The sequence below is a fragment of the Anaerobacillus sp. QJM3NY_32 genome (assembly GCF_056173645.1).
Window position 1 is genome coordinate 1,968,035 of record NZ_CM149684.1, and the last position, 24,022, is coordinate 1,992,056.

31 protein-coding genes, 1 tRNA gene and 1 pseudogene are annotated in these 24,022 nt (G+C 40.7%); 26 read left to right on the top strand and 7 right to left on the bottom strand.

Going from position 1 to position 24,022, the window contains the following annotated elements:
* Nucleotides 1–4: 4 nt before the first annotated feature.
* The 3 genes from AC0VYH_RS10460 to AC0VYH_RS10470 all read left to right on the top strand — a co-directional run bounded on the left by AC0VYH_RS10460 (nucleotide 5) and on the right by AC0VYH_RS10470 (nucleotide 2,883).
* Nucleotides 5–640, top strand: coding sequence for a Type 1 glutamine amidotransferase-like domain-containing protein (locus tag AC0VYH_RS10460; RefSeq protein ID WP_475367312.1), 636 nt, complete (start codon nucleotides 5–7; stop codon nucleotides 638–640).
* Nucleotides 641–703: 63 nt separating this feature from the next.
* The gene (locus AC0VYH_RS10465) at nucleotides 704–1,075 is read left to right on the top strand and encodes an iron chaperone (protein WP_475373737.1); all 372 of its coding nucleotides are present in this window, start codon (nucleotides 704–706) and stop codon (nucleotides 1,073–1,075) included.
* A 518-nt stretch (nucleotides 1,076–1,593) separates the two neighbouring features.
* The gene (locus AC0VYH_RS10470; RefSeq protein WP_475373738.1) at nucleotides 1,594–2,883 is read left to right on the top strand and encodes a hypothetical protein; all 1,290 of its coding nucleotides are present in this window, start codon (nucleotides 1,594–1,596) and stop codon (nucleotides 2,881–2,883) included.
* Between the two features lie 250 nt (nucleotides 2,884–3,133).
* Here the strand turns inward: AC0VYH_RS10470 and lexA are convergent, their stop codons facing one another.
* Nucleotides 3,134–3,757: a transcriptional repressor LexA gene (lexA, locus tag AC0VYH_RS10475; protein WP_194222291.1), complete on the bottom strand. Its 624-nt coding sequence runs from the start codon at nucleotides 3,755–3,757 to the stop codon at nucleotides 3,134–3,136.
* A 151-nt stretch (nucleotides 3,758–3,908) separates the two neighbouring features.
* Here lexA and yneA point away from each other — a divergent pair, with 151 nt between their 5' ends.
* The 10 genes from yneA (at nucleotide 3,909) to AC0VYH_RS10525 (ending at nucleotide 9,406) form a co-directional block, all read left to right on the top strand.
* Entirely contained in the window at nucleotides 3,909–4,229 is a 321-nt protein-coding gene (gene yneA / locus AC0VYH_RS10480; protein WP_194221497.1) for a cell division suppressor protein YneA, read from the top strand.
* A gap of 3 nt (nucleotides 4,230–4,232) precedes the next feature.
* Nucleotides 4,233–4,883 (top strand): YneB family resolvase-like protein, encoded by a 651-nt coding sequence (locus AC0VYH_RS10485; protein WP_475367315.1) that lies wholly within the window; start codon nucleotides 4,233–4,235, stop codon nucleotides 4,881–4,883.
* A 66-nt stretch (nucleotides 4,884–4,949) separates the two neighbouring features.
* Nucleotides 4,950–5,186: a DUF896 domain-containing protein gene (locus tag AC0VYH_RS10490; protein ID WP_194221499.1), complete on the top strand. Its 237-nt coding sequence runs from the start codon at nucleotides 4,950–4,952 to the stop codon at nucleotides 5,184–5,186.
* A gap of 117 nt (nucleotides 5,187–5,303) precedes the next feature.
* Nucleotides 5,304–5,591 (top strand): HesB/YadR/YfhF family protein, encoded by a 288-nt coding sequence (locus AC0VYH_RS10495; RefSeq protein ID WP_194221500.1) that lies wholly within the window; start codon nucleotides 5,304–5,306, stop codon nucleotides 5,589–5,591.
* Between the two features lie 161 nt (nucleotides 5,592–5,752).
* Complete coding sequence (gene sirA / locus AC0VYH_RS10500; protein WP_475367316.1) at nucleotides 5,753–6,196, top strand: sporulation inhibitor of replication protein SirA; 444 nt, start codon at nucleotides 5,753–5,755, stop codon at nucleotides 6,194–6,196.
* A gap of 92 nt (nucleotides 6,197–6,288) precedes the next feature.
* Nucleotides 6,289–6,516 carry a YneF family protein gene (locus AC0VYH_RS10505; protein ID WP_098443499.1) on the top strand — a complete coding sequence of 76 codons (228 nt, stop codon included), beginning with the start codon at nucleotides 6,289–6,291 and terminating at the stop codon, nucleotides 6,514–6,516.
* Nucleotides 6,517–6,630: 114 nt separating this feature from the next.
* Entirely contained in the window at nucleotides 6,631–7,515 is an 885-nt protein-coding gene (locus AC0VYH_RS10510) for a M15 family metallopeptidase (protein WP_430242514.1), read from the top strand.
* A gap of 105 nt (nucleotides 7,516–7,620) precedes the next feature.
* Nucleotides 7,621–8,331, top strand: coding sequence for a cytochrome c biogenesis protein CcdA (locus AC0VYH_RS10515; protein ID WP_226612931.1), 711 nt, complete (start codon nucleotides 7,621–7,623; stop codon nucleotides 8,329–8,331).
* 20 nt (nucleotides 8,332–8,351) lie between these two features.
* Nucleotides 8,352–8,807, top strand: a complete 456-nt coding sequence (locus tag AC0VYH_RS10520) for a Na(+)/H(+) antiporter subunit B (RefSeq protein WP_430242511.1) — start codon at nucleotides 8,352–8,354, stop codon at nucleotides 8,805–8,807.
* Nucleotides 8,808–8,917: 110 nt separating this feature from the next.
* The gene (locus tag AC0VYH_RS10525) at nucleotides 8,918–9,406 is read left to right on the top strand and encodes a CcdC family protein (protein ID WP_194221505.1); all 489 of its coding nucleotides are present in this window, start codon (nucleotides 8,918–8,920) and stop codon (nucleotides 9,404–9,406) included.
* A 34-nt stretch (nucleotides 9,407–9,440) separates the two neighbouring features.
* Here AC0VYH_RS10525 and AC0VYH_RS10530 read toward each other — a convergent pair whose 3' ends face one another.
* Entirely contained in the window at nucleotides 9,441–9,866 is a 426-nt protein-coding gene (locus AC0VYH_RS10530; protein ID WP_404682171.1) for a DUF2621 domain-containing protein, read from the bottom strand.
* 90 nt (nucleotides 9,867–9,956) lie between these two features.
* Nucleotides 9,957–10,337: a DUF4183 domain-containing protein gene (locus AC0VYH_RS10535; RefSeq protein ID WP_475367317.1), complete on the bottom strand. Its 381-nt coding sequence runs from the start codon at nucleotides 10,335–10,337 to the stop codon at nucleotides 9,957–9,959.
* A 120-nt stretch (nucleotides 10,338–10,457) separates the two neighbouring features.
* Between AC0VYH_RS10535 and AC0VYH_RS10540 the strand changes: the two genes are divergently transcribed.
* Entirely contained in the window at nucleotides 10,458–10,799 is a 342-nt protein-coding gene (locus AC0VYH_RS10540; RefSeq protein WP_475368951.1) for a DUF4183 domain-containing protein, read from the top strand.
* 4 nt (nucleotides 10,800–10,803) lie between these two features.
* On the opposite strand, the gene AC0VYH_RS10545 is transcribed toward AC0VYH_RS10540, so the two are convergent.
* Nucleotides 10,804–10,900, bottom strand: a tRNA-Sec gene (locus AC0VYH_RS10545).
* A 499-nt stretch (nucleotides 10,901–11,399) separates the two neighbouring features.
* Here AC0VYH_RS10545 and selB point away from each other — a divergent pair.
* The 4 genes from selB to phnC are packed head-to-tail and all read left to right on the top strand — an operon-like array spanning nucleotide 11,400 to nucleotide 15,715.
* The gene (selB, locus tag AC0VYH_RS10550; RefSeq protein ID WP_475373787.1) at nucleotides 11,400–13,286 is read left to right on the top strand and encodes a selenocysteine-specific translation elongation factor; all 1,887 of its coding nucleotides are present in this window, start codon (nucleotides 11,400–11,402) and stop codon (nucleotides 13,284–13,286) included.
* 24 nt (nucleotides 13,287–13,310) lie between these two features.
* Nucleotides 13,311–14,216: a phosphate/phosphite/phosphonate ABC transporter substrate-binding protein gene (gene phnD, locus AC0VYH_RS10555; RefSeq protein ID WP_430242502.1), complete on the top strand. Its 906-nt coding sequence runs from the start codon at nucleotides 13,311–13,313 to the stop codon at nucleotides 14,214–14,216.
* Nucleotide 14,217: 1 nt separating this feature from the next.
* On the top strand, nucleotides 14,218–14,970 hold the full coding sequence (phnE, locus tag AC0VYH_RS10560) for a phosphonate ABC transporter, permease protein PhnE (RefSeq protein WP_430242500.1): 753 nt from the start codon (nucleotides 14,218–14,220) through the stop codon (nucleotides 14,968–14,970).
* The gene (gene phnC, locus AC0VYH_RS10565; RefSeq protein WP_430242499.1) at nucleotides 14,960–15,715 is read left to right on the top strand and encodes a phosphonate ABC transporter ATP-binding protein; all 756 of its coding nucleotides are present in this window, start codon (nucleotides 14,960–14,962) and stop codon (nucleotides 15,713–15,715) included. The genes phnE and phnC overlap by 11 nt, the downstream gene beginning before the upstream one ends.
* A 35-nt stretch (nucleotides 15,716–15,750) precedes the next feature.
* On the opposite strand, the gene selD is transcribed toward phnC, so the two are convergent.
* Nucleotides 15,751–16,800, bottom strand: a complete 1,050-nt coding sequence (selD, locus tag AC0VYH_RS10570) for a selenide, water dikinase SelD (protein WP_475367319.1) — start codon at nucleotides 16,798–16,800, stop codon at nucleotides 15,751–15,753.
* Between the two features lie 147 nt (nucleotides 16,801–16,947).
* Here selD and AC0VYH_RS10575 point away from each other — a divergent pair.
* Both AC0VYH_RS10575 and selA read left to right on the top strand, forming a co-directional pair.
* A pseudogene (locus AC0VYH_RS10575) lies at nucleotides 16,948–17,139 on the top strand (Rdx family protein); the annotation flags it as partial.
* Nucleotides 17,140–17,178: 39 nt separating this feature from the next.
* The gene (gene selA / locus AC0VYH_RS10580; protein WP_475373739.1) at nucleotides 17,179–18,579 is read left to right on the top strand and encodes an L-seryl-tRNA(Sec) selenium transferase; all 1,401 of its coding nucleotides are present in this window, start codon (nucleotides 17,179–17,181) and stop codon (nucleotides 18,577–18,579) included.
* A 36-nt stretch (nucleotides 18,580–18,615) separates the two neighbouring features.
* On the opposite strand, the gene AC0VYH_RS10585 is transcribed toward selA, so the two are convergent.
* Entirely contained in the window at nucleotides 18,616–18,753 is a 138-nt protein-coding gene (locus AC0VYH_RS10585) for a small acid-soluble spore protein P (protein ID WP_098443510.1), read from the bottom strand.
* A 115-nt stretch (nucleotides 18,754–18,868) separates the two neighbouring features.
* Between AC0VYH_RS10585 and AC0VYH_RS10590 the strand changes: the two genes are divergently transcribed.
* Nucleotides 18,869–19,126, top strand: a complete 258-nt coding sequence (locus tag AC0VYH_RS10590; protein ID WP_194221513.1) for a hypothetical protein — start codon at nucleotides 18,869–18,871, stop codon at nucleotides 19,124–19,126.
* A gap of 39 nt (nucleotides 19,127–19,165) precedes the next feature.
* Here AC0VYH_RS10590 and sspO read toward each other — a convergent pair whose 3' ends face one another.
* The gene (sspO, locus tag AC0VYH_RS10595) at nucleotides 19,166–19,315 is read right to left on the bottom strand and encodes a small acid-soluble spore protein O (RefSeq protein WP_194221514.1); all 150 of its coding nucleotides are present in this window, start codon (nucleotides 19,313–19,315) and stop codon (nucleotides 19,166–19,168) included.
* A gap of 190 nt (nucleotides 19,316–19,505) precedes the next feature.
* Between sspO and acnA the strand changes: the two genes are divergently transcribed.
* From acnA to AC0VYH_RS10620, 5 genes are all read left to right on the top strand, one after another.
* Complete coding sequence (acnA, locus tag AC0VYH_RS10600; RefSeq protein ID WP_194221515.1) at nucleotides 19,506–22,217, top strand: aconitate hydratase AcnA; 2,712 nt, start codon at nucleotides 19,506–19,508, stop codon at nucleotides 22,215–22,217.
* A 216-nt stretch (nucleotides 22,218–22,433) separates the two neighbouring features.
* On the top strand, nucleotides 22,434–22,562 hold the full coding sequence (locus AC0VYH_RS10605) for an FbpB family small basic protein (protein ID WP_194221516.1): 129 nt from the start codon (nucleotides 22,434–22,436) through the stop codon (nucleotides 22,560–22,562).
* A 57-nt stretch (nucleotides 22,563–22,619) separates the two neighbouring features.
* Entirely contained in the window at nucleotides 22,620–22,763 is a 144-nt protein-coding gene (gene sspN, locus AC0VYH_RS10610; protein ID WP_098443515.1) for a small acid-soluble spore protein N, read from the top strand.
* Between the two features lie 137 nt (nucleotides 22,764–22,900).
* Nucleotides 22,901–23,425 carry a hypothetical protein gene (locus tag AC0VYH_RS10615; RefSeq protein ID WP_194221517.1) on the top strand — a complete coding sequence of 175 codons (525 nt, stop codon included), beginning with the start codon at nucleotides 22,901–22,903 and terminating at the stop codon, nucleotides 23,423–23,425.
* Between the two features lie 52 nt (nucleotides 23,426–23,477).
* Nucleotides 23,478–23,966 (top strand): polysaccharide deacetylase family protein, encoded by a 489-nt coding sequence (locus tag AC0VYH_RS10620; protein WP_430242487.1) that lies wholly within the window; start codon nucleotides 23,478–23,480, stop codon nucleotides 23,964–23,966.
* The last annotated feature ends 56 nt before the right edge of the window (nucleotides 23,967–24,022 follow it).

A 24,022-nucleotide genomic window follows, 5' to 3' on the forward strand; every position in this document is an offset into this window, starting at 1 on the left:
ATTAATGGGAAAGTTGTATTTTTATAGCGATCAAGTAAATGAAACACCCGGCAACCGTAGATTAGATGGATTACTGTTTAGTGGTGGAAACAAAAAGATTAGCTACATACCTTCAACGGAGGATAAAGAAAAGCATTATTTTGGAGCTAAAGTGAATTATTATCGAAACTATGGAATCGAGAATATCATGTTTTTCGATTTATACAGTGAATTTGAACCTATGAAAATAGATGAATTATTGAGTTCAGATATAATCCATCTCTCAGCAGGTAATCCGCTAGAATTTAGTAAGGCTCTCAATCATCGGCATATGGATCATGTTCTTTTAGATTTCTATAATCGCGGAGGAATTCTTGTTGGGGTGAGCGGAGGAGCGGTTCAACTCGGTAGATCTACAAAGCTATTTCAGATGTATACAGAAAAAACTAGCGAGGCGGTGCACCAAACTATGGGTCTTGTCGATTTCGAGTTTTTACCTCACTACAATCGCTGGAGTTCAGATTATAAGAGTAAAGTTTGGGAGTACGCTAAGAGAACAGGAACAACTGTTTATGCAGCTAATGACGGCGATGGAATTATTTTTGAAGAGGGTAAACTACAAATGATTGGTGATATAGTAGTGATGAATAGTGAGTTGTAATGGCACTATCTCAGTGAGATATGGTACATCACTACAATTGCTTGTTTTATAGGAGGACTAAAAATGGATGTATTTGAAGAATATCTAGCAAAGATAGAGAACCTGCAGCACCGAGAGCGAACGGAACAAATTTTGACCTGGGTACAAAATGAATTTCCAAACCTGGTGCCGAAAATTGCCTGGAATCAGCCAATGTTTACAGATCACGGAACATTTATTATTGCCTTTAGCGTAGCAAAACATCATTTGGCTGTTGCCCCTGAAAAGACTGGAATTGTTCATTTTTCTGAAGAAATGAAACTTGCTGGCTATGATCACACTAAACAACTAATGCGTATTCCGTGGGGTAGTTCAGTTGAATTTTCATTACTTAAAAAAATGATCGAATTCAATATTCATGATAAGGCAGACTGTTCAACTTTCTGGCGCAAGTGAATAAATAGACGGGACAGGCTTCTATTTGGACCAACCGCTTGGTAGTCGCTATGTGAGATTAACGTTTAAAACTAAATGAGGTTCATATATGGTCAACGGGAACCCTTCTATTTATTTTTGCCCATATTGGCATCATTATGTGACTCATCGGGATAGCGGCTTCTGTTATGAAATTACAGGTAAGTGAAAAAATACACGTGTATAAATTAAGTAATAATAAATTACGGCGTAGGGCAAGTTCCATCAGCGAGCTTGCTCCTTTTTAGTACAAATTAATTCAGTCTGGAAAAATCGAAAAAGGCTAGAAATGCAGTTCATTAAATGATAGGTAAGCTTATCTATATGTCGAAAGATGCAGAGAAAACGTCACGGTTTTCTTTAACATAAGTATGTTATCCATACATGATCCACTTCGAATGATTCATTTTTGATCAGAATACTTGTAATAGTTTGAAAAATACAACCTCATATCTCTAAAATAGAAGATAGTTCAACTAGAAGAGGAGGAAAAAAGACATATGAAATCCAGGAAATGGAAATATGGAATTGCGCTTTTTATTGTAGGGATATTAACTTTCGGTTTCTTACCGTTAACTGGAAGTGCCAAAGGTGATTGCTTTAACACTGATGCGGCGCTAACACCAGAGGAGCAGCGAATGGAAGACGGTGCCCCAATCCCACAGCAAATTATGGATAAGGCGGAGTTTACAGTTTTTGCGGATGAATTTAAGGAGGATTTGTGCAAAGCGAAAAGTGTAAAAAAAGCAGAGAAAGTGATCGAAAAGCATGGTGAGAAGCTGTGGGAGACGGCTGTTGCTCGAGCTCAGGGAGAACGAAATGATTTAGGGGAACTAGATCGTTATGATGATCGCCCGCTTTATTGGACTCGATTACATATGACTGCTGCCCTCAGGCAATGGGAACCTTCATATACAGTAACGGAGAAAAAGCAAGAAGAACTGATGAAGAAACTAGAGTACACGTCAAGGGGAATTACTTCTATTGATTTTCCAAAAGGGAAGAAAGTTAAGCGTATTTTAGTAAGCGGATTTGATCCATACCGTTTAGAACAGGAATTTAGGAGATCAAACCCTTCTGGCGCTGCAGCGCTTCAGATGGATGGGAAAGTCGTTTTGACGGAAGAAGGTCCAGCTTTTATTCAAGCAGCGAATTTTCCGGTACGATGGGATGATTTTGATGAAGGAATCGTTGAAGATACTTTTGGACCTTACCTGGTTAATAGTAAAGAGCAGGTGGATCTCATGATGACAATCAGTCAAGGTGGTCCAAAAGCTATGACCATCGAAGGGTTTGCCGGGAGATGGCGCACAGGGGTTGGAAACACTCTTGAAGATCGCTCAGAAGTTATTCCGACAGTGAGCAATTGGCCGATGCCTGAAAAACTGCCGGAATTTATTGAAACAACGCTTCCTTACAAGGAAATGATTGCAGCCAATACTGGACCATGGCCGGTAGAAAGAGGCGATGAAGTATGCGAATGGCTCGCACCAGAATATCGTGATAAACCGTATGAGTGCCATGAAGGGGGTCCGACTGAAGGATCAAAAGCTCGTAAAGGAGGAGGCGGAAGCTACTTATCGAATGAAAGTCAGTACCGATCCAATCGCGTGCGAATTGGGATAGGAGCTTATGATATTCCGGGTGGACACCTTCACGTAGCCGCTCAGGAGTACTATCCTGAAGATCCTTCCGTTTATATCACTGATGAGTTCCAAAAGTTCCGTCAGGCGACAGTAGATCAAACAGTTGAATTAGTTATAGCGGCTTCAGAGGCTGCTGAAAAGTAACCGTTTAAGAATTATGTTAGAAGTATACAAAACCGCCCTTTATTTAAATGAAGGGCGGTTTTGTATAGCCTTTAAGAGTTAAAAGTAGGTAGGTGAGGTTGGTTGTAATGTAAAGCTACACCCCTATGCTCTTCAAACTGCGATCATTTACACAGACGGAGGGGTTAATAAATAAAAGAAGAGAAGAAGCTCGTATTGATATAGCCCAGAAAGCTTATATAACATAAAAAAAGAAGCGCACGCAGCGCTTCTAGTGAATGGAGCGAAAGACCCCAATTACTTTACCAAGAATAGAAACGGAATCAAGAATGATCGGTTCCATCGATGAGTTTTCCGGTTGAAGTCGGAAGTAGTTGCTTTCTTTAAAGAATCGTTTAACAGTTGCTTCAGCTTCATCTGTCATCGCGACAACAATATCACCGTTATTTGCAGTTGGTTGTTGCTTCACAATAACCATATCACCGTTATAAATACCAGCTTCGATCATACTATCCCCTTCAATCACTAGAATAAAGGTATGTTCTTCATCCTGTGCAAACTGTTCTGGAAGCGGGAAGTATTCTTCTACATTTTCAATGGCAGTGATGGGTTGACCAGCAGTTACTTTACCAATGACGGGAACGTTTACAGTATGTTGACGAGGAATATCGATCGTTTCATCAAGACCAAGCACTTCGATGGCTCTTGGTTTTGTTGGGTCTCGTCTGATATACCCTTTTTTCTCGAGTCTTGCCAGGTGGCCATGGACAGTGGAGCTTGAAGCAAGTCCAACAGCTTCGCCAATTTCTCTTACGGAGGGTGGATAACCCTTTTGCTTAACTTCGACTTTAATAAAGTCCAGAATGTCCTGCTGACGCTTTGATAGTTTCATAATATCTGGCACCTCGTTCCAATCTATCTATTTGTTAGTAGTATACCAGAATTTTTGTTCGCATACAAACATAAGTTCGAAGAAATTAGTTGACACGAACAGAGGTTCTGATATACTAAAAACAGAACAAATATTCGCATATGGGGTGATTGGGATGAGAAAGCAAGCTGGGGGCTTGTCTGGAGTTGATTTTCTTGTCATTATATCTTTTGTAGCTGTGTTAATTATTGTGTTTCTATCTTTGCGAACAGCTGCAGCTGAGGAGTATGATCGTTATACAACGGTACAATTGGAGCAGGGAGATACTGTTTTAGAAATTGCGGAAGAATACCGTACTGCTCATGAGTTGTCTGATCGGAAGTTCGTCAGTTGGGTTGAAGAAGTGAATAGCATTGATGCAAACCGAATTACAGCAGGAGATACTCTCATCATCCCTGTTGAAGCGAACGCTACCGCACTTGGGGGTAAAGAATAAAGTATGAACGCCGTTATTTATTGTCGGGTAAGCACAAAGAAAGAAGCACAGGAGTCTTCTCTTGCCAGGCAAAAAGAAGAACTACAACGATTTGCATCACAGTCAGGTTTTATTATACAGCGCTTGATTGAAGAAAAGCACAGCGGGTATGACATTGATCGTGATGGCATACTTGAGGTGCTTGACTTATTGAAAGAGGGGCATGTTGAGGCATTGCTCATTCAAGATGAAACAAGACTTGGGAGAGGGAATGCAAAGATCGCTCTTCTACATGCCGTCCATAAATATGGAGGGACGATTTATACAGTGAATCAAAACGGAGAACTTCAATTGTCGGAATCTGATTCGATGGTTCTTGAGATCGTTAGTATCGTTGAAGAATTTCAGCGCAAGCTTCATAATCTGAAAATTAAACGTGGAATGGACAAGGCGGTTAAAGAAGGCTATCGACCACAGCGAAACCTCAGCCATCAAAATCAAGGTGGGCGTGAGCGGGTGGAAGTTCCAATCGAAGAAATTGTTAATCTACGAAACCGTGGTCTTACGTTTAATGAGATAGCTGCAACGCTTAAAGGATTTGGACATCACGCTTCGAAAGCAACGGTACATAGACGTTATCAGGAATATGTTGACGAGCAGAACGAGAAGCACTAAACTTGTCTATGTTCAAAACATGCGTTAGCATGTGAGATACAAGTTTCAGTAAAGGAGCTATTTTACATGCCTTTTGAAGATAAACTCCAAAGAATTAACGAGCTATCTCGTAAAGCAAAAGAGTCATCATTAACAGAAGATGAGAAAAAAGAACAGAAAAAGCTACGTAAGGAATATTTAGCAAATTTCCGTTCTTCTTTCAAAAACCAACTTCATTCTATAAAAGTTGTGGATGAAGAAGGCACAGATGTAACACCTGAAAAGCTTAAGGAAAGCAAGAAAAACCGTCGCTTTCTTCAGTAGAAAATAGCCTAATTTTGCGAAAAGCAAAATTAGGCTATTTTTATGGTTGCAATTTTTCAAATATTCGTTATACTGTACTATAACAAGATGTACTAATACAAAACGGAGAGGGCGGATATGATGTTTGTTGTAACTGATTCTGCAGCTGAGTTTTACAAAAATGAAATGGAACTTGGTAACGGTGATTGCTTGAGGTTATTCGTACGCTACGCAGGGAGTGGAGACAGCGGAGGTTTTTCTCTTGGGGTCATGTCTGATAAGCCTTCATATGATGATTATAAGCAAGAAATTGGAGGAGTTACGTACTTCGTTCGACCGGACGATCAATGGTTTGTTGATCGAATGAAGCTTGATTATGATGAGAGATCCGGCGGTGTTCTTTGTGACCTGCCGAGTATGGCATAGCATTCTAAAGACCTGTACTATAACATATATGTTATAGTACAGGTCTTTTTGATTTCGACAAAACTAGTGAAAGCTAGCCTCCATGTATAGACAATCATTTTATGAGAACTCATTTATACTTTCTTTTATATGAGTGGATTCTTGGGCAGGGGGGGAGTTATATGAGGCATTACGAAATGTACTTCGTTAAGCAGCACATTGCAGAACAATATGCTGGTAAGGAGCATCTGTTGTATCAACTTTTCCTCGAAAGGAAGCGGGCCATACAGGCTGATCAGAAAGAGCTTCTAGAAAAACAGGTAGCCTTTATTACAGAGCCTGTGGAAGAAGAAGAACTAAATACCTGTTTGGTCAATGAATTGGGTGGCTTTCGCACGTATGAATATAAAAATGAAGGGCATCGATTGTGTATTAAACAATCTAAAAGTGATGCATCTTTATTTGTAAGAAGCGAGAAGATAAATATATATGCTAGCGGATCAAACGAGGCTGAAACAGTCTTTTTTGAAGTGATACGAAAATTAACTCCTTCGTTCTTTGCGATTGACTTCCAATCCGGTCGATACGGGTGGCTTAACCCGATTAAACAACAGAAACTAGTTTGAATAAACTCCTACTATTTTAATAGACGTTATTGTATAATCATTAAGGGTTGTAGTACACTATTGGAAGAGAAAGAATAAGGAGGAAATCTAGAATGTGGTGGATGTACACGCTTGTGGGCGTGCTAGCGTTGATTGCTGGAGTAGCACTTGGCTTTTTTATTGCCCGCAAATATATGATGGACTATTTAAAGAAGAATCCCCCTATCAATGAAAATATGCTTCGTGTAATGATGATGCAAATGGGGCAAAAACCTTCTCAGAAGAAGATTAATCAGATGATGAAGGCTATGAATAGTCAAATGACAAACAACGATAAATAGCTTATTGAGCACTCTGGTAACAGAGTGCTTTTTGTATGGAGTAATTTTGGTTGACGGGTCTAATTGGTGTGATGGTATGATAGATTAGACTATAAAAAATCAGGAAGTGTTCACATGACAATGAAAAATTTAGTAGTAGCAACAGGTCTTTCGTTCGCGCTTTTAGCCGGATGCCAGGCGGGAGATGACGAGCAAACGTCTAACCAGACAGAGAATCAGTCACAGAATGATGGACAGACGAATAACGGCTCCTCGAATAGTATTGAAAATAATGATGGAAACCAAAACAATAACAAGCAAAATGATAGCAGCAAGAAAGAAGATGAAGAAAGCGATCAAAGCGATGAGGCCAAAAAGGATAAATCAGCAGCGTATCCAACGATGGCTGAAACAGTTGAGAAAAATGGAGAGAATTTAACTGTAACGAATCCAGACAGTATTTATGTTGTGGCAAATAAAGAGCGAAATCTACCTTCAGACTTTGTGCCCCAAAATCTTGTGGAACCGGATGTTTCTTCATACGCACCAAAAGATGATCCTAAAAGGTTGATGGTCAAGGAAGCGGCTACAGCGCTTGAAAAAATGTTTGCCGGTGCAAAGAAAGATGGATTTGAATTAAAAGCTGTCTCTGGCTACCGCTCCTATGAGCGACAGGAAGCTATTTTTGCTTATAATGCTGAACAGCGTGGAGAAGAAGTAGCGAACCAGGTTAGCGCTCAGGCGGGGCAGAGTGAACATCAGACGGGATTAACGATGGATATTAGCACGCCTTCTCTAGGAAGCTCTCTTACCGAAGAATTTGGCAATACGCCAGAAGGTAAGTGGGTAGCAGAGCATGCGCATGAATATGGCTTTGTTGTTCGTTACTTAAAAGGAAAAGAAGATATCACTGGCTATCAGTATGAGCCATGGCACGTTCGGTATGTGGGCAAGGAAGCGGCTTCTGATGTTCATGAAGCGGGCGTTACGCTTGAAGAATTTTTCTCTGAAGAAAAATAGTTATGGAATGTTCATAGTTTGAATAAGATAAATCGTTTACAATAGAGGTTGAAATGGTAACGACATGCACATGATAAGATCATGCATTAGACAGGGAGTAATTTAATGGCAGATTTGAACTTGTTTTTAGCGTTCGGAGCCGGCTTTTTATCGTTCATCTCACCGTGTGTGCTACCGCTTTATCCAGCGTTTATTTCTTATATCACTGGGGTATCCGTTGACGACTTGAAAGAAGAACGAGGAATGATGCAGAAAAGGGCAATTCTTCATACGATCTTCTTTTTAATAGGGTTTTCAATTATTTTCCTCGTATTAGGGATGTCAACATCGCTCGTTGGAAATTTATTTATTCAGTACAAAGAGCTGCTTCGTCAAGTTGGAGCCATTTTGATTGTGGTATTTGGACTTGTAGTAGTAGGTTTTTGGACACCGAACTTTCTAATGAAAGATCGCAGGTTAAAAATTCGAAACCGCCCATCTGGCTTTGTTGGATCGATTTTAATTGGGATGGGTTTTGCGGCAGGTTGGACACCTTGTACAGGGCCGATTTTAGCTGCGGTTATTGCGTTGGGTGTTTCAAACCCTGGAGCTGGCTTCATGTACATGGTAGCTTATACGCTTGGTTTTTCTGTTCCATTTTTCATTCTGTCCTTTTTTATCGGTCGAATGCACTGGATTAAGAAAAATAGCCGGTTCATCATGAAGGCTGGCGGGTACTTAATGATTGTAATGGGAATCTTGCTTTACTTTAACTTTATGACAATGTTTACATCGTTCCTTGTAAATAACCTGTTTGGTGGATTTCAAGGATTTTAATAAAGAAAGGGTGTAGAAGTGTGAAGGGGACAAATGACCTTATACTTAAAACGACGACTACGATTATCGTCTTTATTATTCTAGGATTTTCAATATACTTATTCTTCGCTGGTCATAATGCACCTGGTGGAGGTTTCATCGGAGGACTTATGTCGGCGGGTGCTCTGGTGCTTCTTTATATCTCTTATGGCTTTAAAACCATGAATAAGGTCATCCGCATTGATTTTAAGAACTTTATTCCGATCGGTCTTCTGATTGCTGTTCTCACTGGCGTCGGTTCCTTTCTTTTTGGACAGCCGTTCTTGAGTCAGACAGACGCGTACTTTGAGCTTCCGATTCTCGGTCATTCTCACCTCGCGACAGCAATGTTATTTGACCTAGGCGTTTATTTTACGGTTGTCGGTGTTACGATGACGATTATCCTAAGCATTGCGGCAGATGAAGGCGAAGAAGAACTTTCAAAAGTAAATGGTTAATGTGAAAAGAACGGTTGTGCACCGTTCTTTTTTTCATGCGCTTGTATTTTTTGTCTCTTCCACATACAATGGAAATGATGGGTAGTACGGTATAGGTGAGGGATGAGTATATGCTGATTTTAAGTACAGTTGTTGGAGCTATGATGGCTCTTGCGATGGTAGTAATCAGGTTGAAAGCTTCAAAGAAACCTGCAACAATAAGGAAAATAATACTTCCGCCCTTTTTTATGGCAACTGGTTTTTTGATGTTCGTTGTTCCGGATGCAAGGGTTCCGTGGTACGAAGCGATTGAAGCGCTATCAGTTGGAGCGGCTTTTTCGTTGTTATTGATTCGGACGTCTAAGTTTGAAATTAAAGATGATCAAATTTATTTAACACGTTCAAAAGCTTTTGCGTTTATTTTGATCGGCTTACTTCTAGTAAGAATCGTTTTTAAACTAATCATTGGCGAGTCAATCCCTGTGCTTCAAACAAGCTCGCTTTTCTTCGTATTAGCATTTGGTATGATCGTTCCATGGAGAATTTCGATGTATTATCAATTTAAGAAAACGGAACGAAGCCGAGGACACAGTGGTCGACTTCATCAAACATTACTTTAAAAAAACTCGTTTAGCATCTGCTAAACGAGTTTTTTTATTGAAGCAAATGATGATAGGGGCTCATATCAATTCGCTTTTCATTTAATTTTTTCACGAGCCATTTGTGATCTCGTTTTGGAGTAGCGATAATATACCCTCGAATTATTAAGTCTTGAGACATATCTTTCGCTTTTTCTTTTAACGCAAGCTCGCCAATTGTTCCTGCAATCTTATACTTAGCAATATCTCGAAACAATTCAGGCACAGGGGCGACTAGTTCGTCTAATAACTTTTTTTGATCACTGCTCCACATATGCTTCGTTTGTTCAATGTAGTGCTCTTGCCAGTCAAGAGTTGACTTGCCATCTTCTTTTGGAAGGCGCTTGAGAAACTTCCGAAACATAAAGAATCCACCAATTGCAATTAGTGAAATTAAGATCACTGTCCATCCAACGATAAACCATTGAAACCATCCTGCCAACGCACTCACCTCATGGCATCATAATATAAACTGTATGAATACGGTCACATTATACGCCGAAAGCGCTTTTTAATCAAGAGGGTAGGGGAGTTACGTTTCTATCGTAGACGATGATGAAGGTGTGAAGTTGACTACTTCGACGACGATAGGGGTGTTTAATAATAGGGACGTAGCGGCAGGAACGTCAAATGCTAATTCTCCGACACCTGTAGCTCCTGGTGTATAAGTTGAGAGGTCCTGCATTTGTAAGACACCATTTACATATACGTTAAAGTAGCTATTGTCTGTATTTAGTGTAGGTAAAGTTGTTACCGCGGCTCCTGTATCATCAAAGAAATCTGCCGCATCAATTGTTAGAGTGGTTGCGCCAATAATTAAGCTAGTTGTGTTATAGAAAAAACGTTGGGTATCAGGAGTGGTCGCAACAGTAGTCGTCACGTTAGCTACAATTTTCATGATTTGTAAGGCCATTCGTTCACCTCCTGTCGTTTTATAATATGCTCATAACAATATTATGTAAGGGGACAAACATTTGTTTTAATTCGTTAGTAAAAAATTGTGCGTTGTGTAAAGAGAGGAGGGGGTCTAGTGATGAATAAGAGGAGAACCGATCGCTGTAACAATCCTAAAATTATGCTACCTATTATAAATTCGAAACCATTCAGAGCGAAGCTTCCGGCGAAAGTGCGAGTTTACGAATACTTTGCTATTGCAAATGGATATCAAAAAACCTTTACAGACAAAGACGCCGTAAAAGGATATGGTAATCATCAAATTTTATCGAGTAAGGACGTTTCCTTCATGAATCTATTTATAAATGCAGTGCTGCAACCTGAAATGAATTATAAAGTAGATGAGGGGATCTTAATACTTTTGACCGAAGATGCGCCGATTGAAGGAACGGCCATTATCTTGCAAATGATCAAAGTTTAAAGAATGGCGGGACTGTGTGGGAATCGAACCCACCGAAGACGGCACGCGCCTCCCAGGCGGTTTTGAAGACCGTGGCACTCACCAGACGTACAACCAGCCCCATATAAAAAGTATTACGCTAATATAGTAACGGAAAAAATTGATTAATTCAACACATGTGCTCAATAAGATTATTCTAAGAAAACTTTAAGTAAAACACCAAGTAAAGTTTTACTTAAATGTGTTTGTGCAGATTTTCATCAAAGACATTTGTCGAAAAAGGTCTAAACAATTTTGAAAGTATAGATTAATGTGGAAAAATCAGATGAATCGACAAAAAGCGTATCTTTTCCCATTATTCGTGATTTCGACAAATTGTTCAAATGAAACAGTTTTCTATAACGAACTATAACAGATGCTTGGGTGGTACAGTGGTGAAAAGCCGGTGTAACAGTTTTGTCTGTGGATAGCTGTGCATAACTTTTTAGCTATACATAGGTGAATATATATACATAAGTGAATGGAAAATGAAACGGTGATTTTAAGAAAGCAATGGTTTAAATTTGCATCCTGTTACGACATTTATTAAGGTTAATAAATGATGACAGTTGATTGGCGGGTGTGAAAGTGAACTATTATACAATTGGTCTAGCTGGACACATTGACCATGGAAAAACAACGTTGACTGGAGCGTTAACAGGAATCGATACAGATCGTTTGAAGGAGGAAAAAGAACGAAACATTTCAATTGAACCAGGTTTTGCTCCTTTTCATTTATCTGATGACATGAAAGTATCAATTATTGATGTTCCGGGCCATGAACGGTTCATTCGTCAAATGATTGCGGGTGTTGCAGGAATAGACCTTGTTGTTCCAGTCGTAGCGGCGGATGAAGGGGTTATGCCTCAGACGAGAGAGCATTTGGAAATTTTATCGTTGCTTGGGATTGAACGATCGATTATTGCGATTACTAAAGCAGACATGGTTGACGATGAGATGCTTCATCTTGTTAAGGAGGATATCCTTGAATACATAAAGGGCACTGGATTTGAAGGATCACCGCTTCATTTCGTCGATGGCAAGAGTGGGCGAGGTATTGAGGAGTTGAAAGAGAGTATTCGTGCCTTTTTAAAAGATGTTCCTTCGAGAAATAAAGGAGGAGCGCTAAGGTTACCGATTGATCAGATTTTCACGCTACAAGGTCACGGAACCATTGCGAGAGGCACGATCTTTGATGGGGAAATTCAAGAAGGAGAACTCGTTACACTGTTGCCAGACCGTGTAGCTGCTAGAGTAAGACAAGTCCAGACACACAGTCAGAAAGTGGAAAGGGCTTTTGCTGGCCAGAGGGTAGCAGTTAATCTAGCAGGACCTAATAAGCAAGAATTGTCGAGAGGACAGGTGATTATTAATTCTAATCACTATGCAGTTTCAACTACCATCGACCTTTCATTCACCAAAGCGCTCACGATGTCGTATGACTTGAAACAGCGATCAGAAGTAACGGTTCATATTGGTACTGCTGAAGTACGTGGGACGATTGTGTTTTTTGATCGCAACACTCTTGAGCCTGGAGACCGAGAAGATCTATTTTGTCAGCTTCGTTTACATGATCCCGTTACAGCAAAGAAAGGAGACCGCGTCATCCTTAGACGCCCTTCCCCGGTTGAGACGATTGGTGGAGGAAGCATCTTAAATGTTGCGGGAGAAAAATACAAATTTGGCTCAGAGACAATTGCGAAATTTGAGCAGATGGTGAAAGGAACGCCAGTCGAACAACTTGTTCAGATTCTTGAACAAGAGCACCTATTATCAAAAGAACAGGTGATGCAGCAAATTGGTTTAAATGAAAAATCCTTTCAACAGCTTATTGATGATCCGGAAATTGTAAGTATCGACAATGGCGTTACATCTAAAGACGTTTTAACTCGGATCGTTGAAGCCATTCACAACTTTGTACAGGGCTATCATGATCACTTTCCGATGCGAAAAGGACCACGCAAGGCGGAGGTCGTTCAAGATTTGAAAAAAACTTATCCTAAAAAAGTAATTGAAGTTGTCCTTCAAGCAGAGCTGAAAGAAGATATGTTGCAAACAGGGCCATTCTTATCAATGACTGGTTTTGAACCCACGATGCCTGATGCCTGGAAAACACGTATGACCCAAGTGTTCAAGAAGTTACTTGAACAGGGTGTGAATGTTTCACCGATCGATCGCTTGATCGAGGATCAACAAATCCCAGATTCCCATCAAGCTGAATTGAAGAAATTCTTATTAGAAGAGGAAATCGCGGTAAAATTAACAGATGACTTATATGTTCACAAAGAAAATTGGAGTCGCGTTGTGCTAGATTTAAAGGAAGGCACTGATAAATCCTTCACTCTTCAACAAGCTAAAGACATTCTGAATGTTAGCCGTAAATATCTGGTGCCGATTCTTGAGCGACTTGATGAAGAGAGCTACACAATAAGAAAAGATCAGGAAAGATATTGGAGATTAGAGAAATAGATCGATGCTTAGGAGTGGAAAAAAATGAAAAGATTTATGATGTTTACACTGGTGCTTATGCTAGGAATACTTGCCGCATGTAGCTCAAATAATAGCGAAAATGCTTCAGAAGAGAAAAACAGTGAGTCAGAAGATAAGGCCTTTACAATTGGGGTTATTCCTGTTCAAACAGAAGGTGAGATTGAAGAAGCGATGACGAAACTTCAAGGTGAACTTTCCGAGAAGTTAGATCAAGAAGTAGAAATCACAACGTTTCCAGATTATAACGGTGTTGTAGAAGCGATGAATTATGATCAAATCGATATGGCCTATTTTGGCCCGCTTACTTACGTGATTGCTCATGAGAAGAGTGGTGCAAAAGCGATTGTTACACAGCTAATTGACGGTGAGCCGTTCTATCATTCTTATATCATCACAAATGCTGAGAACGAGTGGGATACGTTAGAAGACTACCTTGAAGATAGTGAAGCAAGAAGCTTTGCATTTGGTGATCCGAATTCTACTTCAGGATCCCTCATTCCATCAATCGAGCTTCAAGACAGAGGAGTTTTTGAGGATCAAGACAAGAACAAATTTGCTTCTGTAGCGTACACCGGATCACATGATGCAACGGCTTTATCTGTTCAAAATAAACAGGTTGACGCTGGTGCGATTGATAGTGCTATTTACAATCAGCTTCTTGAGTCAGGAAAAATTGATGGAGATCAATTAAAAGTCATTTGGGAGTCAGAAAAGCTATTCCAATATCCGTGGGCTGTTTCAAAAGGTACGGATGATGAGACGATTGATAAGCTTCAGAACGCATTTTTATCGATTGAAGATGAAAAGATTTTGAATGCATTTGGTGCGTCCGGATTTACGAAGGCTAGTAATGACGATTATGAGAGTATTAGAAGCGCTGCTGACAAACAAGGGTTATTAGACGAGTAAAATGGCCTGGTTTAAATGGAAGCACCTTATCCTCTTCCTTGGGGTTATTCTATTAATTGTGTGGAGCATTGGGGTTACGGAATTCGACGTAAGGAAATTCAGTCAATTTAGCAACATGTTGGACTTTCTTTCCAATTGGTTTCCGCTAAATACTTCAGTGCTTCCGACAATGCTAAAAGCAAGTTTAGTGACGCTAGGTATGGCGTTTCTAGGAAGCTTTGCTGGTTTACTTATTGCACTACCTGTTAGCTTGTTGGCAGCAAAAAACACGGCTGGGCCCTTCTACGGAGCAGTTCGCATTGTGTTAAGTTTTGTACGATCTATTCCAGAAATTGTACTAGGCTTGATGTTCCTTACAGTTGTAGGGCCTGGCCCGTTTGCTGCAACGATTGCCATTATTGTTCATAATGCAAGCGTGCTTTCTAAATTAATTGCAGAGTTAATTGAAGCGGCTGATAAAGGCCCTCAGGAAGCGATGAAAGCGGTAGGAGCTCGTCCACTCACTGGTGCTCTTTTTTCTGTTTTTCCTCAAATCTGGCCAAACGTTTTATCCCATTATTTCTATCGTTTCGAAGTCGCTATCCGAACGTCGCTCATGCTCGGACTCGTCGGTGGCGGGGGAATTGGACAACAGCTGTTTGTTCATTTTAAAACATTTCAATACTCAACAGTTGCGGTTGATGTCATGTTGATTATGGTGATTGTCATCGTCGTCGATTTTCTCGGAAGCAGGGTGAGACAGTATGTTATGTGAAGAAGCGTTATTAACGATAGAAAATGGTTCAGTGCGTTATCGAAATGCCGATACTTCTGCACTAGACGACGTTACGCTCACTTTTCATAAAGGAGAGTTTGTCTGTATTCTTGGAAAAACTGGCGCTGGTAAGTCGACACTCATAAGGACATTGAATGGCCTCCAGGCTTTAACTGAAGGTGATATTCGATATAACGGTAGTACGTTCCGTCAACTGGATCGAGAGGGACTTAGAAGTAAAAGAAAGACTATGGGAATGATCTTTCAGCATCATCAGCTCATTCCGCGTTTAACGGTTCTGCAAAACGTATATACAGGATTATTTGGTTCTCGTTCAACTTTTCGTAACCTGGCAGGATTGTTTAATGAGGAAGAAAAGAAGTTAGCAGTGGACGTTATTGATCAGGTTGAATTACTTCCTCATCTAAATAAGCGCGTGGATTTACTGAGTGGGGGGCAGAGGCAGCGAGTTGGGATTGCGCGAGCTCTTGTTCAAACTCCCGATGTTTTTCTAGGAGATGAGCCTGTAGCAAGTCTTGATCCTGGTACCGCCAATCGGATTTTTCAGCTTATTCAACGGTTGCATCAAGAACACAACTTGCTAACGATTATTAATGTACATGATGTGAAGTTAGCAAAGAGGTACGCGACTAGAATTGTAGCTTTAAAAGAAGGTCGCGTTGTTTTCGATGATCAACCTGAAGCGCTCACTGAGGAGTTAGAAGATATGCTGTATGAAATATAAAAAAGGAAGTTGGGGACTCCCCAACTTCCTTTTTTTTATTTGCTTGCGGTGATCGCAAATGAATCTTTTTCATTTACATGACCGACAATGTGAGCTGATTTCCCTTTACCATTCATACGTGATACATATTCGTTTGCTTCTTGCTCAGGCAGGCTAATTAATAGGCCGCCAGAAGTTACCGCATCACATAAAATGAATTGCTCAAGCTCTGTTAGGTTTTCGTATTTGACAGTTTCAGCTATCCAGCGGTGATTTGCTTTTGATCCACCCGGAATATAGCCTTGCTCCGCTAACTCGACCGTACCAGGTAATATAGGTACGTTGTTGTAATCAATCTGAATACTAACGTTGCTACCAGTTGCCATTTCATAAGCGTGTCCAAGTAAACCAAATCCAGTCACATCCGTAACAGCATTTGGAGTTAATCCCGATAGCTGTTCTGCTGCTGTTTTGTTTAGCTCAGCCATCGTTTCAGATACACGCTGAAGCTGTTCGGCAGTAAGTTTTTCGGGCTTGATCGCAGTCGTTTGAATTCCCACACCAATTGGCTTTGTTAGCACAATAGCGTCGCCAGGCTTAGCGCCGACATTCATTAGAATTTCATCAGGATGTACAAGTCCGGTTACGGATAATCCAAATTTCGGCTCTTGATCATCAATGGAATGTCCCCCAGCAGTGACGGCGCCGGCTTCATCTACTTTATCTGCAGCACCTTTTAGGATTTCAGCAAGTATAGAAGGATCTAAATTTTTAATAGGGAATCCTACAATGTTAAGGACGGTCTTAGGTACACCGCCCATTGCGTACACATCACTTAGTGAATTGGCTGCGGCAATTTGTCCAAACATATATGGATCATCAACGATAGGTGTAAAGAAGTCTACCGTTTGAATCATGGCGAGTTCATCAGTTAGGCGGTATACGCCTGCATCGTCAGAAGTTTCCACACCGACAAGTAAATTTGGATCTTTTTTCTTGTTAGGTAATTGACGCAAAACTTGCGTCAGGTCCTCAGGACCGATTTTGCATCCTCAACCACCTTTTGTCGAAAGAGACGTTAAACGGATTTTTTCTTGGTTCGACATATGACCACCTCCTCCCAAGAGTATAAATCTTTTCATCGCTTTTTTGAAATGATATAGTATGAACAACTTAAAATTAAGTAAGAGGAGGCTTTTTTTATGAAATACAATGTTACAATCGAATTCTGTATGCAGTGAAACTATGCACCTAAAGCCGCGAGTTTCGCGGAACAATTATTTAATCATTTCAGACACGAAATTGGTTCACTTGAGCTAATCCCTGGTTCAGGAGGCGTGTTTGAAATTACGGTGAATGACAAGCGAATGCATTCGAAAAAAGAAACTGGTCACTATCCTGATATCGAAGCATTTATTATAGATATGGAAAATACAACGTTCTAGATGGGCACCTCCGGGGTGCCTTTCGTGTCGCTATAGGAGATGAGAGCTTTGAAATTACTGAGAGAACTTCCGCCGATTCATCAAATTCAAGAAGCATTACTTAATGAAAGCGTTGGAAGCGAGTTACCTCACAATGTGCTAAAACAACTGATTCAACAAGAAGTCAATGACTTGCGGGACTCTTTGTTGAGAAATACATATACGGGAGGCTCGGAGGGGAGAGAAGCATTTCATTATGAAATCATGCAGAGCGTGAGGGCGAAAATTGGATCTTCCAAAGAGTTTAACTTAAAGCCCGTGATCAACGCCACTGGAGTCGTTCTGCATACAAATCTTGGCAGAGCGCGTTTAAGTGACGTGGCTATTGATCATTTGGTGCAAGTATCTAAAAGTTATTCGACGCTTGAATATAATCTGCAGCAAGGAAAGCGCGGATCCCGCCATACAATCGTCGAAGATGCTATTTGTAAAGCAACAGGTGCAGAGGCCGCTATGGTTGTGAATAACAATGCAGCTGCAGTCTTTCTTATATTAAGTGCCCTTGCGAAAGAAAGGGAAGTGGTCGTTTCTCGAGGAGAGCTTGTTGAAATTGGCGGATCTTTTCGCGTTTCATCAATTATGGAGGAAAGTGGTGCTAAGCTTAAAGAAGTAGGGACGACAAATAAAACACATCCGTTTGATTATGAAGCAGCAATCAACGAAGAAACGGCTATGCTGATGAAAGTGCATCGTAGCAATTTTTCAATCGTCGGGTTTACAGCTGAAGTAGAACGAGAAGAGTTAGCCTCCATAGCGACGAAAAACCAGGTTGTTTTTTATGAGGATTTAGGGAGTGGGGCGCTTTTTGATTATCGAGACTATGGGATTGGCGAAGAGCCTACGGTGCAAGAAACGCTTGCTTCTGGTGCTGACCTCGTTTCCTTTAGCGGGGATAAACTTCTGGGTGGACCACAGGCAGGAATGATTGCTGGGAGAAAAGATCTGATCAATCGGTTGAAGAAGCATCAGCTCGCTCGAGTATTGCGCGTCGATAAGTTCACGCTTGCTGCGCTTGAGGCAACGTTACAGCAACACATGTATGAAGAGGCTGCTAACATACCAGCTATAAGAGACATTACAAAAAGTGCGGAAGAGATTCGAGAGCGCTCAGAACTCTTTCAGCAAAGACTTGAAAGAAAAGCGTCTCATTATAGTATTGAGGTAGTGGAGGGAACTTCACAAGTTGGGGGAGGTACAATGCCTTCAGTCGAGCTACCTACTTATGTCATCGCCCTCCAAACCGATCAATACAGCGTAAATGAACTAGAAGAATTTCTTCGTCTTAGTAACACACCAATCATTACAAGAATTCAAGATGGAAAAATACTGATTGACCTAAGGACGGTAACAATCGAGGAAGAAGACGACATTTTGCAATGCTTGATTCAAATACCAAAATAAAAGACGGCCACTTCGGCCGTCTTTTCTAATTGAAGTTTAAAACCCTTCACCATTCTTTTGCCTCGTGTGGTTTCTGTTTTTTACTTTATGGGAGCCTTTCATTGGCTCTGGTTGGCCAGTATGCCCTTTAGGAGCGTTTTTTCGAATGTCTTTGAACGTATTGCTCTCAGTCATATGAATCCCTCCTTACGCTTTAGTATGGTCAGAATGACAGTGCTTATTCCTGTCGAATAGGACGCTTCGTCCTGGTTACACTATGATGAAAGCTTAAGAAAAGGAGGTTGGTTGAATGCCTTACAATAAAGACAAACAACAGAGTTTCCAGGCAGCGCAGCAAGGTTACGAACAAGCTGTTGATGCCAAGAAAGAAATTGTGGTGAGTAGTAGTGGATACGGTAAAGACCTGAAGCATTTGCAACAAGAAGTGGGTGAAGCGAAAGAGCAGATTGAGAGTGCATTAATGAGCGCAACAGAACATCAGCGAGCTCAATTACTACAATTTCAGCAGGATTTGCAATCGATTGAAGCAGAAATGAATCAAGAATAAGAATGAAAACCCGTCATCAGGTGATGACGGGTTTCAAGCCTATTGGCGTTTCTTTGTCTTTTTATTATATTGACGCTGCTCTTGTGTCATATGCTCGTTTGCATATTCATTGTCATAGCCTGCGCCGTTTCCTTGAGCATCAGCATCATTCATTCCTGGACGCACACCGTTTGCTTTTCGCTTACCCATATTCATCACCTCCCTTCATCTAACTTTTCCTATAAGGGAGAAAATATGTGGTGATAAGCTAGACTTATCAATAGCAATAACAATCTTGTTATTTACTTATGTTTAGAAATTTACTAAACTGGATAAAGGGTAGTTGAAAACGTTTTTTCGACATCCGCTTTGTTATGCAATTTGGAGGAGGGAACTACATATGGCAAATCATGAACTTTATAATTCCAAAGCAACATTCGATGCCAATGGTAAATCATACTCTTTCTATCGTCTTCAGGCGTTAGAAGAAGCAGGCATCGCTAAGGTAAGCAAGCTCCCTTACACGATCAAAATTTTACTTGAGTCTGTTTTACGTCAATATGACGGTAAAGTGATCAAAGAAGAGCACATCGAAAACCTCGCTAAATGGGGAACTAGCGAGCAGAACAAAGATATTGACGTACCATTTAAACCTTCACGTGTCATTCTTCAAGATTTTACAGGTGTACCTGCTGTTGTTGACCTTGCGTCACTTCGTAAAGCAATGGCTGATATCGGTGGCGACCCTGACAAAATCAACCCTGAAATCCCAGTGGATCTTGTTATTGACCACTCGGTACAGGTTGATAAATACGCATCTGAGGATGCGCTTGAATTTAATATGAATAAAGAATTTGAACGTAACCTTGAGCGTTATAAGTTCCTTAAATGGGCTCAAGATGCATTTGATAACTATCGCGCCGTTCCACCGGCAACTGGTATCGTTCACCAGGTAAACTTGGAGTACGTTGCGAACGTTGTTCAAGAAAATACAGTTGATGGCGAGAATGTTGCCTATCCAGATACATTATTCGGAACTGACTCACATACAACCATGATCAACGGTCTTGGCGTACTTGGATGGGGTGTAGGCGGTATTGAAGCTGAAGCTGGAATGCTTGGTCAGCCTTCTTACTTCCCGGTTCCTGAAGTAATCGGTGTGAAGCTTACTGGAGAACTTCCAAGCGGAACAACAGCTACGGATCTTGCGCTTAAAGTGACTCAGCTTCTTCGTGAGAAAAAAGTTGTTGGGAAATTTGTTGAGTTCTTCGGACCAGGGCTATCAGGCATGCCGCTTGCTGACCGTGCAACAATTTCCAATATGGCACCAGAACAAGGTTCTACATGTAGCTTTTTCCCAGTTGATGAAGAAGCGCTTGAATACATGCGCCTAACTGGTCGCTCTGAAGAGCATATTAACCTTGTGCGTGAATACTCAATTGCTAACGGATTGTTCTACACGCCGGAATCAGAAGATCCTGAATTCTCAAGCGTTGTTGAACTTGATCTTGGAACTGTAGAGCCAAGTCTTGCTGGTCCTAAGCGTCCACAAGATTTAATTCTTCTTTCCGATATGAAGAAAGAATTCAATAAAGCAGTCGTTGCCCCTCAAGGTAACCAGGGTCTAGGTATGGATAAGAAAGAATTCGATAAGGAAGCTGTTGTTAAATTTAACGATGGAAAAGAAGTAACGATGAAAACAGGTGCAGTTGCGATCGCAGCGATTACAAGCTGTACAAATACTTCCAACCCTTCCGTTATGCTTGGTGCGGCTCTTCTTGCGAAGAAAGCTGTTGAAAAAGGACTACAAGTTCCTGAATACGTGAAAACAAGCCTTGCTCCAGGATCAAAAGTTGTAACAGACTACCTTGATAAGTCTGGACTTATGCCTTACCTTAGAGACCTTGGTTTCCACCTGGTTGGTTATGGCTGTACAACTTGTATCGGTAACTCTGGTCCACTTAAAGAAGAGATTGAAGATGCGATTGCGAAGAGCGATCTTACGGTGACTTCTGTACTTTCAGGTAACCGTAACTTTGAAGGACGTATCCATCCACTAGTAAAAGCAAACTATCTTGCTTCACCACCGCTTGTAGTTGCTTATGCTCTTGCTGGTACTGTAGATTTCGATCTTCATTCTGATTCATTCGGTAAAGACAAAGACGGCAACGATATATTCTTGAAAGATCTATGGCCTTCAGCAGAAGAAATCAAGCAAGCCGTTGCTGAAACAGTAACACCAGAAATGTTTAAGCGTCAGTACAAAACAGTATTCGACGAAAACAAACGCTGGAACGAATTAAGCACAAGTGAAGGAGATCTTTATAACTGGGACGATGAGTCTACTTATATTCAGAACCCTCCATTCTTCGAGAATCTTTCTAAAGATCCTGAAGACATTCACGAACTTAAAGACCTTAGAGCGATCGCGAAGTTTGGCGATTCCGTTACTACGGACCACATTTCACCAGCTGGTGCGATTGCGAAAGATATGCCTGCAGGGCAATATCTACAAAATAACGGCGTTCGTCCAATTGACTTTAACTCTTACGGATCACGTCGTGGTAACCACGAAGTTATGATGCGCGGTACGTTTGGTAACATTCGTATTCGTAACGAAGTAGCTCCTGGAACTGAAGGCGGCTGGACAACATTCTGGAACACGGATGAAGTTATGCCGATTTATGATGCAGCAATGAAATACAAAGAAGAAGGAACAGGTCTAGTTGTTCTTGCTGGTAAAGACTACGGCATGGGAAGCTCACGTGACTGGGCTGCCAAAGGAACAAACCTTCTTGGAATTAAAACGGTTATTGCAGAAAGCTACGAGAGAATTCACCGTAGTAACCTTGTGCTGATGGGTGTGCTTCCACTTCAATTTAGAGATGGTGAGACTGCAGATACGTATAACCTTACTGGTAAAGAAACGTTTGCTGTTGAAATCACAGAAAACGTGAAACCACGTGATGAAATTAACGTAACGGCAACATCTCCAGAAGGCGAAACGCAAACATTTAAAGTACTTGCTCGTTTCGATAGTGAAGTTGAAATCGACTACTATCGCCACGGCGGTATTCTTCAAATGGTTCTTCGCGACAAAATTGCAAATTAATTTAGAAAAGGATGGCTCTTGCCATCCTTTTTTATTTTGCTTTAATTTGTTGACAACATAGCTAGAAAGATGACGACATAGCTTAAATGTTCCAAGAATAGCAATGTTCATGGGCAGAACCCAATAAAATAAACAAAAAAATCGGATTTTTGTAATAAGTTTTGATCAATCGGGAATAATGGTTTTAAATACTGTTGAAGAGGAAAGGAGACTAACATGAGGAAATCTAAAAAAGTTTCTTTCAAAGAACTTGTTATGCAAAATAAGCTTGAATTAATGAATGATAAACAAGCGATTGAACGTATTGAAGACAAATTTGAACAAAAGCACGCAAAAAATTTGTAAGGGTATAGATATTTCTCTTTTAGTTGCACAGCCTATTACCTAAAGGAGGAGATACAAATGAGTAACCCAAAGAAATTCCCAAAATCTTTTAAGCCAAATCACCTCGCTTCTGTCAATCCAGAAGCTGAAGGGAACAAAGGAAAGCAAATGCAAACTAAAGGCAACGCTGAACCTGACTACGCCCCTCCAAAAGGTAAATAGGCTGATGACGACCAGAAAGGAAAGCTCTTTCTGGTTTATTTCAATTTTAACAACTTCTTTTCATTTCTTGTAAAGTTGTCCAAAAGTGTGGAGAGATGACGAAAGATTAGGAGACAAACGTTTTCGGGGGGAACTTTATGACAATTACAGCAAGGATTGAACCCATTTCAGTAATGGGGTCTGAAGAAGAACCAAACAAAGAGCTTCTTGTAAAAGAACTTGAAATCAAAATGCAGCAAATGGGCTATCTTGTGCCATATCGAGAAGAATTAAATTGGAGTCGCACAATTGCGAGCCTTGAGTTAGGTGAAGCACAAACCCTTCAAAAATTAAAAAAAGCCGCTGCTAAAAACGATCGCGTTCTTCTTATTTACGCACGTCTTTTCAAAGGGACGATTTTTCAGCATCTTATTCTTCACCCAAATCAATCTGGAATTTATCTTCCTTTTCGATTTGATGAGCCTTTTGTCATTCAAATAGAAGGTAGAAAGATCTGGATTGGTTCTTCTGTAAGGCTTCTTGAGGAATTATCATGGCTCCAAATTAGTTTTGATCAAGGAGATCATCAGGAAAGTGTGAAAGAGTACTGGCAGAATTTGATAGAGATCTCTAGAAAAAGCGTCAACTATATGAGTCCGATTATTTTTGAAGAAGCCATTTAGAAGATTTTAGTAAAGGAAGAAAGGGTATGGGCATATAAGAGGGGTGATAGTAGTGGATAAAAAAGATAGGTTAGGCAGTGATATATACCGCATGCTTGAGGAATCTGGACCACCTTATGGGTGTGGGACTGCATCCATTATAGGTGGTTTCGCTGCCAGGCTTGCTGTTATGAGTCTTACGATTTCTGATATTGACCACGAATTACATGACGTACCAGGTACTTTCTTTCTGATGTGTGATGAAGACGACCGTGAATTTCAATCGTTTTTAGATGAGGGAGGCAATCATTCACCAAACGATGTTCCGATACGATTATTAGAGTGTACGTATCGGCTTCTCGTCGAGCTGTCTTCCTATGAGGACCGAATTCAGAGCAATGTTGTCGTAGACTATCGAATGGGGATCAGAATGTTGAAACAGGTATTTACTGCGGCTGAGAACATTTTGCTTTCCAACGGATGTAGTGCAGAAGTGCGCAAGGATATGTTGTACTATGAAGGCAAGCTAGAAGGGGCGCTTCCCAAAAGCCTTCAATCTTAATTAAAATGAATACCTATTAAGATGATTAGTCATAATAAGCTCGTACCTACTTATTT

Excerpts from the sequence above, each read along its gene's own strand:
- AC0VYH_RS10460 (WP_475367312.1), top strand. The coding sequence starts at position 5 with ATGGGAAAGTTGTATTTTTATAGCGATCAAGTAAATGAAACACCCGGC.
- AC0VYH_RS10465 (WP_475373737.1), top strand. The coding sequence starts at position 704 with ATGGATGTATTTGAAGAATATCTAGCAAAGATAGAGAACCTGCAGCAC.
- AC0VYH_RS10470 (WP_475373738.1), top strand. The coding sequence starts at position 1,594 with ATGAAATCCAGGAAATGGAAATATGGAATTGCGCTTTTTATTGTAGGG.
- yneA (WP_194221497.1), top strand. The coding sequence starts at position 3,909 with ATGAGAAAGCAAGCTGGGGGCTTGTCTGGAGTTGATTTTCTTGTCATT.
- AC0VYH_RS10485 (WP_475367315.1), top strand. The coding sequence starts at position 4,233 with ATGAACGCCGTTATTTATTGTCGGGTAAGCACAAAGAAAGAAGCACAG.
- AC0VYH_RS10490 (WP_194221499.1), top strand. The coding sequence starts at position 4,950 with ATGCCTTTTGAAGATAAACTCCAAAGAATTAACGAGCTATCTCGTAAA.
- AC0VYH_RS10495 (WP_194221500.1), top strand. The coding sequence starts at position 5,304 with ATGATGTTTGTTGTAACTGATTCTGCAGCTGAGTTTTACAAAAATGAA.
- sirA (WP_475367316.1), top strand. The coding sequence starts at position 5,753 with ATGAGGCATTACGAAATGTACTTCGTTAAGCAGCACATTGCAGAACAA.
- AC0VYH_RS10505 (WP_098443499.1), top strand. The coding sequence starts at position 6,289 with ATGTGGTGGATGTACACGCTTGTGGGCGTGCTAGCGTTGATTGCTGGA.
- AC0VYH_RS10510 (WP_430242514.1), top strand. The coding sequence starts at position 6,631 with ATGACAATGAAAAATTTAGTAGTAGCAACAGGTCTTTCGTTCGCGCTT.
- AC0VYH_RS10515 (WP_226612931.1), top strand. The coding sequence starts at position 7,621 with ATGGCAGATTTGAACTTGTTTTTAGCGTTCGGAGCCGGCTTTTTATCG.
- AC0VYH_RS10525 (WP_194221505.1), top strand. The coding sequence starts at position 8,918 with ATGCTGATTTTAAGTACAGTTGTTGGAGCTATGATGGCTCTTGCGATG.
- AC0VYH_RS10535 (WP_475367317.1), bottom strand. The coding sequence starts at position 10,337 with ATGGCCTTACAAATCATGAAAATTGTAGCTAACGTGACGACTACTGTT.
- AC0VYH_RS10540 (WP_475368951.1), top strand. The coding sequence starts at position 10,458 with ATGAATAAGAGGAGAACCGATCGCTGTAACAATCCTAAAATTATGCTA.
- phnD (WP_430242502.1), top strand. The coding sequence starts at position 13,311 with ATGAAAAGATTTATGATGTTTACACTGGTGCTTATGCTAGGAATACTT.
- phnE (WP_430242500.1), top strand. The coding sequence starts at position 14,218 with ATGGCCTGGTTTAAATGGAAGCACCTTATCCTCTTCCTTGGGGTTATT.
- phnC (WP_430242499.1), top strand. The coding sequence starts at position 14,960 with ATGTTATGTGAAGAAGCGTTATTAACGATAGAAAATGGTTCAGTGCGT.
- selA (WP_475373739.1), top strand. The coding sequence starts at position 17,179 with ATGAGAGCTTTGAAATTACTGAGAGAACTTCCGCCGATTCATCAAATT.
- AC0VYH_RS10585 (WP_098443510.1), bottom strand. The coding sequence starts at position 18,753 with ATGACTGAGAGCAATACGTTCAAAGACATTCGAAAAAACGCTCCTAAA.
- AC0VYH_RS10590 (WP_194221513.1), top strand. The coding sequence starts at position 18,869 with ATGCCTTACAATAAAGACAAACAACAGAGTTTCCAGGCAGCGCAGCAA.
- sspO (WP_194221514.1), bottom strand. The coding sequence starts at position 19,315 with ATGGGTAAGCGAAAAGCAAACGGTGTGCGTCCAGGAATGAATGATGCT.
- acnA (WP_194221515.1), top strand. The coding sequence starts at position 19,506 with ATGGCAAATCATGAACTTTATAATTCCAAAGCAACATTCGATGCCAAT.
- AC0VYH_RS10605 (WP_194221516.1), top strand. The coding sequence starts at position 22,434 with ATGAGGAAATCTAAAAAAGTTTCTTTCAAAGAACTTGTTATGCAAAAT.
- sspN (WP_098443515.1), top strand. The coding sequence starts at position 22,620 with ATGAGTAACCCAAAGAAATTCCCAAAATCTTTTAAGCCAAATCACCTC.
- AC0VYH_RS10615 (WP_194221517.1), top strand. The coding sequence starts at position 22,901 with ATGACAATTACAGCAAGGATTGAACCCATTTCAGTAATGGGGTCTGAA.